The sequence below is a fragment of the uncultured Halorubrum sp. genome (genome assembly GCF_937146585.1).
In the GTDB taxonomy this organism is placed as follows: domain Archaea; phylum Halobacteriota; class Halobacteria; order Halobacteriales; family Haloferacaceae; genus Halorubrum; species Halorubrum miltondacostae.
Map to the genome: position 1 here is coordinate 1 of NZ_CAKZRO010000041.1, position 6,095 is coordinate 6,095.

The 6,095-nt window shown below is 68.7% G+C and carries 5 protein-coding genes; 2 read left to right on the plus strand and 3 right to left on the minus strand.

Annotation, left to right across the window (positions count from 1 at the left end; translation table 11 throughout):
• Positions 1-692 (plus strand): ABC transporter ATP-binding protein (locus tag Q0116_RS03650; RefSeq protein WP_297885610.1); only part of this gene is annotated, 692 nt, incomplete at its 5' end.
• An 81-nt stretch (positions 693-773) separates the two neighbouring features.
• On the opposite strand, the gene Q0116_RS03655 is transcribed toward Q0116_RS03650, so the two are convergent.
• Positions 774-1,868 carry a TrmB family transcriptional regulator gene (locus Q0116_RS03655; RefSeq protein WP_297885612.1) on the minus strand — a complete coding sequence of 365 codons (1,095 nt, stop codon included), beginning with the start codon at positions 1,866-1,868 and terminating at the stop codon, positions 774-776.
• Positions 1,869-2,142: 274 nt separating this feature from the next.
• Here Q0116_RS03655 and Q0116_RS03660 point away from each other — a divergent pair, with 274 nt between their 5' ends.
• Positions 2,143-3,534 carry a glycoside hydrolase family 68 protein gene (locus Q0116_RS03660; RefSeq protein ID WP_297885613.1) on the plus strand — a complete coding sequence of 464 codons (1,392 nt, stop codon included), beginning with the start codon at positions 2,143-2,145 and terminating at the stop codon, positions 3,532-3,534.
• Between the two features lie 103 nt (positions 3,535-3,637).
• Here the strand turns inward: Q0116_RS03660 and Q0116_RS03665 are convergent, their stop codons facing one another.
• Together Q0116_RS03665 and Q0116_RS03670 are read right to left on the minus strand one after the other, a co-directional pair.
• Positions 3,638-4,117 (minus strand): universal stress protein, encoded by a 480-nt coding sequence (locus Q0116_RS03665; protein WP_297885614.1) that lies wholly within the window; start codon positions 4,115-4,117, stop codon positions 3,638-3,640.
• Between the two features lie 316 nt (positions 4,118-4,433).
• Positions 4,434-6,095 (minus strand): glycoside hydrolase family 32 protein (locus tag Q0116_RS03670; protein ID WP_297885616.1); only part of this gene is annotated, 1,662 nt, incomplete at its 5' end.

A 6,095-nucleotide genomic window follows, 5' to 3' on the forward strand; every position in this document is an offset into this window, starting at 1 on the left:
ACCTCGACGCCAAGCTGCGCGTCAACATGCGAACGGAGCTCCAGCGGCTCCACAAGCAGCTGGACACGACGATCATCTACGTCACGCACAACCAGGCCGAGGCGATGACCATGTCGGACCGGATCGCCGTGCTCGACAAGGGCCAGCTCCAGCAGATCGCGCCGCCGCTGACCTGTTACAACGAGCCGGCCAACCGGTTCGTCGCCGGCTTCATCGGGTCGCCCTCGATGAACTTCGCCGACGCCACCGTCGGCGACGGCACCCTCGACGCGAACGGCTACTCCATCTCCTTCGACACCTCGGCGATAGACGGCGTCGGAAACGGCGACGCGGTGGAGTTCGGCATCCGGCCGGAGGACATCTACCTCGAGAGCAACAGCGCCGAGGCCAAGGACCCGAGCCGGACGTTCTCGGTCACGACGGACGTGCTCGAACCGATGGGCGACGAGATCTTCGTCTATCTGAAGCCGATCCTCGACACGTCCAGCGAGCAGGCGGACTTCGAGGAACGGCAGGGGCTGTTGATGAGCATCGATCCCTCGAGCGACATCGCCGAGGAGGAGGACGTCGAGATCGTCTTAGACCGCTCGCACCTTCACCTGTTCGACGACGCCACCGGCGACGCGATCTCGCACGGGATCGTGGCCGGCGCCGGCGTCGAGGCCGACGGCGAAAGCGCCCAGGCCGACTGAGCTGGCGGTCGCGTTTTCTCGCGGCCGCCGTTCGGGAGGCGCGACCGCGGGCCGTCGTTCCGACACCTCGTTCCGTGAGCGTCAGTCGGCGGTCCCCGATTCCACGCTGAGGACGGAGATCCGATGGGCCTCGACGGCCTCGACCATCGCGCCCCAGCCGCCGACCTCCACCGGTCCGTCGTCGGTCTCGACGACGAGCGCGACCTGACCGCCGAAGCTGGCGATCGCCTGGGCGTCGGCCGCGTCCTCGAATCCCGTCGTCGTGACCCCCGAGAGCCGCCCCTCGACCACTCGGTCCGCGCCGGTCTCCGTGTCCGCTCCCTCGATCCGAACCTTCACCGTCGCACCGTCTCGGAGCAGCGGGGCGACGTCGCGGACGCAGTACCGGATGTCGACGTACTCTATGGGCGGTTCGTCGCTGAGCGACGAGTAGATCGGCTCCCACATGTCCCACTGGGTGGTCAGGAAGTACCAGTGGAACACGTAGGTGTGCGTGCGGTCGTCGACGAGCACGCCGTACTCGTTCATCGAGCCCGCGTGCTGGGCGAAACACGTCTTCGTCCGGTCGACGATCACCGCGAACGGCGAGGGGAGTCGGCGGTGCCGCGCCTCGGAGCAGACCTCGCTGAGCTCCTCGGCGTCGGGGAGGGTCTCCCGGCCGGCGTCCGGCGTGTGGATCGAGAGGTTGACCCGAATTCCGCGTCCGGTCGCCTCGCGGAGGGCCGGTCGGAGGCGTTCGAAGTGCTCGACGCCGAGCGAGACGTTCACCTGCGATTCCGCCTCGCGGATGAACTCGTCGGCGTTCTTGATCACCGTCTCGAAGCGGGTGACGATGCTCACCGTCGACCGCTCGACCGACGGCTCGTTCCAGCGGCGTTCGATCTCCTCGGTCGCGGTGGTGAACCGGTTCGCCCGCGACTGGAGGTCGTCGGTGATCTCGTCGAGGCTGTTCGCGCGGGCGTACAGCGACTCTCGGTCGTACATCTCGATGTACCCGTTGCTCTCTAGGTCCCGCAACACGTCGTAGATCCGCGGGTCGGGAACCCCGCAGGCGTCCGCGATGCGGGTCACCGGTGCCGACCCCAGTTCGAGGACCGTCACGTACGCGTCCGCCTGGTACGGCGAGAGCCCGGCGTCCTCTAGGACTTCGGTGAGCTCGTCACGCTCCACCGTCACCACCCGTCACACGTCGCTTCAGGAGGGCGGCGCGCCCGACGCGGACCGTCGTCACCCGGCGCGGACCGTCCGGTCTGCCGGCGCCGCGCCCGCGCGTCGAGGCCACGCGTCTGCCGAGTCGGTTAGCCATGCTTCTGACTACCACGGGAGTGATAAAACAGTTTATTTTGCGGTCAGCTGTCATCCGCCGGGTCTCCCCGGTGTGAACGCGATCCGGGTAAACGGGGCCGTTCCGACTGAAAAGGCTTTATTCGGTCCGTCGCCGACACCGCACATGAACGACTCGCCCGGCCGAGACGACCGTCCGCCCCGGTCGCGGTGGACGCGAGAGCAGGCGGCGTCGGTCGAGCGTCGCCGCGGGAACGTCGCGCCGGTCGCGGGGCCGCCGACGGTCGACCCCTTCCCGGACCTCCACGTCTGGGACACGTGGCTGCTGCGCGACCGCCACGGGGAGATCGCCGAGGTGAACGGCTGGCGGCTGGCGTTCTCGCTGACCGCGCCGGCGGACCTCCTCCCCGGCACGCGCCACGACGTGGCCGAGATCCGCTGTTTCTACTCGCGCGACGGGCGGGAGTGGCGCGACGCCGGCCCGGTCTTCGCCGGCGACGCGCTCGGACAGCGGCAGTGGGCCGGCTCCGCGCTGTACGACGACGGCGACTGCTACCTCTACTACACCGCTGCCGGTCGCGACGACGCCGACGAACTGACGTACACCCAGCGGATCGCGGTCGCGCACGGCGGGGCGGTGACCGCGGACGAGTCCGGCGTGGAACTCGAGGGGCCGTGGACCCACGACACCCTCCTCGAACCCGACGGCGAGTGGTACGAGACGGAGGCGCAGTCGCGGGGGATGACCTACACCTTCCGCGACCCGTGGTTCTTCGAGGACCCCGAGACCGGCGAGACGCACCTCCTCTTCGAGGCGAACGCACCAGCGCCCGAGCGGGAGGGAGACGACGCCGAGACGTCTCGCCGCCGCGAATTCAACGGCTGCGTGGGCGTCGCCCGCTCGGAGTCCGGCGACCCGCTCTCGTGGGAGCTCCGGCCGCCGCTCGTCGAGGCCGTCGAAGTGAACCAGGAGCTCGAACGGCCGCACGTCGTCGTCGCCGACGGACGGTACTACCTGTTCGTCTGTAGTCACGTCCACACGTTCGCGCCCGGTGTGACCGGCCCCGACGGGCTGTACGGGTTCGCCGCGGACCGGTTCGAAGGGCCATATCGACCCCTGAACGGGAGCGGGCTGGTCGCGACGAACCCGCCGGGCGCGGCGTTTCAGGCGTACTCGTGGATGGCGTTCGTCCACGACGAGGAGGTGCTGATCCAGAGCTTCCTCAACTACTATGACCTCGCGGGCGACTCGCTCGACGCGGTCGCGGAGTTCTCCGAGGCCGAACAGCGCGCTCGGTTCGGCGGCACGCTCGCGCCGACGCTCCGACTCGCGGTCGACGGCGACGAGACCCGGCTGCTCGGGACGCTCGACGCCTGGCGGATCCCCACGCCCGACGAACCGCTCCCCCCGATAGACGAGACCGAACTCCCGGACGACGACTTCGGCGGAACGGTCCGCGAGGGCGGCGTCCACGTCGACTACGGTGGCGCCGACTACGGCGGCGGCGATGACGCCGGTGTGCCGTCCGGATCGGAGTGCGACGAACCGTTGCCGTAGCTCGCGAGTCGGTTCTCACACGGCCTGTGGCGCGGCTGGTCAGCAAGAAGCCGGCGGCTCGGTCCCCGGTGAACCGAACGCGGCAGAAAGAAAGTAGACGATCTTACGCGGGGGCGGCCGCTTCCGTCCGCTTCTCGGACCGCTCCTTGACGAACGTCACCGGACAGTCGGACTCCAGCAGCACGCGCTGAGCGGTCGAGCCGAACAGCGCCTTCCCGGTGGCCGAGCGGTTCCGCCCGCCGACGACGACGAGGTCGGTGTCGAGGGCCTCTGCCTCCTCGAGGATACTGTCGGCGGCCTCGCCGAGCGAGCCGCGGATCTCGTAGTCGACGCCCGCGCGTTCGAGTCGCTCGGCGACGTCGGTGACGATCCGCGACCGGTGTGAGACGTCGTCGGGAGTGACCTCCGAGTCGGGGTCGATGTTCAACTGCGTCTCGATCGTGTCGTATCGCTCGCGGTCGAACACGTGGAGCAGGACGACGCGACCGGTCGGGTCGACGACGGACGCTGCGGTCTCCGCGAGTTCTTCGAGTCGGGTTTCGTCTTCCGATCCGATGGCCAGAAGGACGGTATTCATGCTCATCTCGATTACACAGATGTGACGAGGGGACTTATATCTTCGCAAAGTTAATTCAGAGTTGAGTTAATATTCATGGCATTCGCGTCATCGGGTGTATTCAGAGGTCTATCCGGCTCTCGAACTCGACGGAGGGACACCCGACGCGAACCCTGGGGTCGTGTATGCGACTCGCACACGCTCGGTGTCGACTCCGGGAACGGCACAGTCGCCGCTGCCGCAGAGCGGGAGATCAGACACTAGCGGCAGCAGACACTGGCGACGAGAGGTGACGAGAGCGGCGCGGGCGATGACTACGGCCGTTGTCCCGATGCCTGCCGGGTCAGTCGGGGCGCGTCGTCGAGTCCGGGTACCCCGCACCGAGTTCCCAGATCGAGAGGTCCTCGATGTCGGCACGTCCGCCCGAAGCCGTGAGCGAGATCCCGGTGCTGTCCTCCCGCGTCGGGTACACGCGGCTCGTCAGGCAGTGTCGCTCGTTGGCGAATAGCTCTACCGTGGAGCCGTCTAGGAACGCCCGAAGCCTGAGCGGTTCGTCGTACGGGGTCACCGGCATCCGCTGCTCGTCGCTCCGAACGCGGGGATCGTCGCTGGCGGTCGAGCGGTCGACGACGAGTTCGTTCGTCGCACCGTAGCGGATTTCGGTTCGCTCGCACCGGTCCGGCGACTCGAAGACCGAGAGCGTCACGGCGTCCGCGTCTCGGAGCGCGATCATCGCGTCCAGTTCGAGCGCCCGCCCGCCGGCCTCGGGGACCCACCGTTCGTCGTCGAGCGAGACCGACTCCGCGTCGACCTGCGTCGTCTCTCTGAGCGCGGTCAACTGCGGTGCCGGACGCTGTGTGAGGTCGCCGGACTCGTCCACCTCGATCCGCCGCGGCACCGACAGCGAGCCGGACCACCCGGCGTCCCACTGCGCCTCCGTGTCGCGGGCCTCGGGAAGCCAGCCCCAGGTCAGGTAGCCGTCGTCGACGGTCATCGACTGCGGCGCGTAGAGGTCACCGTGGTCGAGGACGCCCCGAGTCGCGACCTCGAACTCCCCGTTTCGCCGCTTGCCGATGAAGTACGGGACGGTCTCGTAGTCCGAGACGTGGAGGAGGTCCCACTCCCCGAAGCGGAGCAACTCGGGACACTCCCAGACCGCCCCGGCGTCCGCCCGGTCGGCGGTCAGGAACTGCCCCTCGTAGCGCCAGTCGCGGAGGTCCTCGGAGCTGTACCGGAAGACCGTCCCGCCGACGTCGGTGACGCCGGAGCCGATAAGCTGGTGCCACCGACCGTCCTCCTCCCAGACGCAGTGGTCCCGGAACTCGGCCTGCCAGTGTTCGGTCTCCAGCACGTCGACGTCGTCCGGCGGGGCTTCGATGATCGGGTTCGACCGGTCTTTGGTCCACGACCGCAGCGTCGAGTCAGCCGCGGTCGCCAGGCAGGGGAGCTGTCGACGGTCGCGCCCACCCGTGTACAGTATCGTCGGCTCGCCGTCGAATTCGACCGCACAGCCCGACCAACAGCCGTCGCTGTCCGGACCGTCAGGCGAGGGCGTCAGCGCCACCGGTTCGTCTCGCCAGTGGACGAGGTCCTCGCTCGCAGCGTGTCCCCAGTGGATCGCGTGGTGGTACGGCCCGCCCGGGTTGTACTGGTAGAACACGTGGTAGGTCCCGTCGCGTTCGATCAGGCCGTTCGGGTCGTTGAGCCAGTTCGCCGGCGGCGTGACGTGGTACCGCGGGCGGTGGGCGTCATCGGCGAGCCGCGCTCGGAGCCGCCGGAACCCCTCACCGTCCTCGGGGCGGTCGAACCGCGAGTCCGGGCCCTCGGCCAGCGAGTCGACGAGCCCCTCGGCGAAGCGGTCGCAGTTCGTGTCGTACGGTTCTCCAACCTCCGGACCGAACGCCAGTTCGCTGGCTCCTAGTACCGACCCCTGGCCCGGGTGCCAGGAGACCACGCTGGTCTGTGTCGGCCGGTCGTGCTCGCCCTCGACGGTCGACGCGAGGAC

Bases quoted from the DNA above. Each gene is read 5' to 3' on its own strand.
- Q0116_RS03660 (WP_297885613.1), top strand. From the start codon at position 2,143: ATGAACGACTCGCCCGGCCGAGACGACCGTCCGCCCCGGTCGCGGTGG.
- Q0116_RS03665 (WP_297885614.1), bottom strand. From the start codon at position 4,117: ATGAGCATGAATACCGTCCTTCTGGCCATCGGATCGGAAGACGAAACC.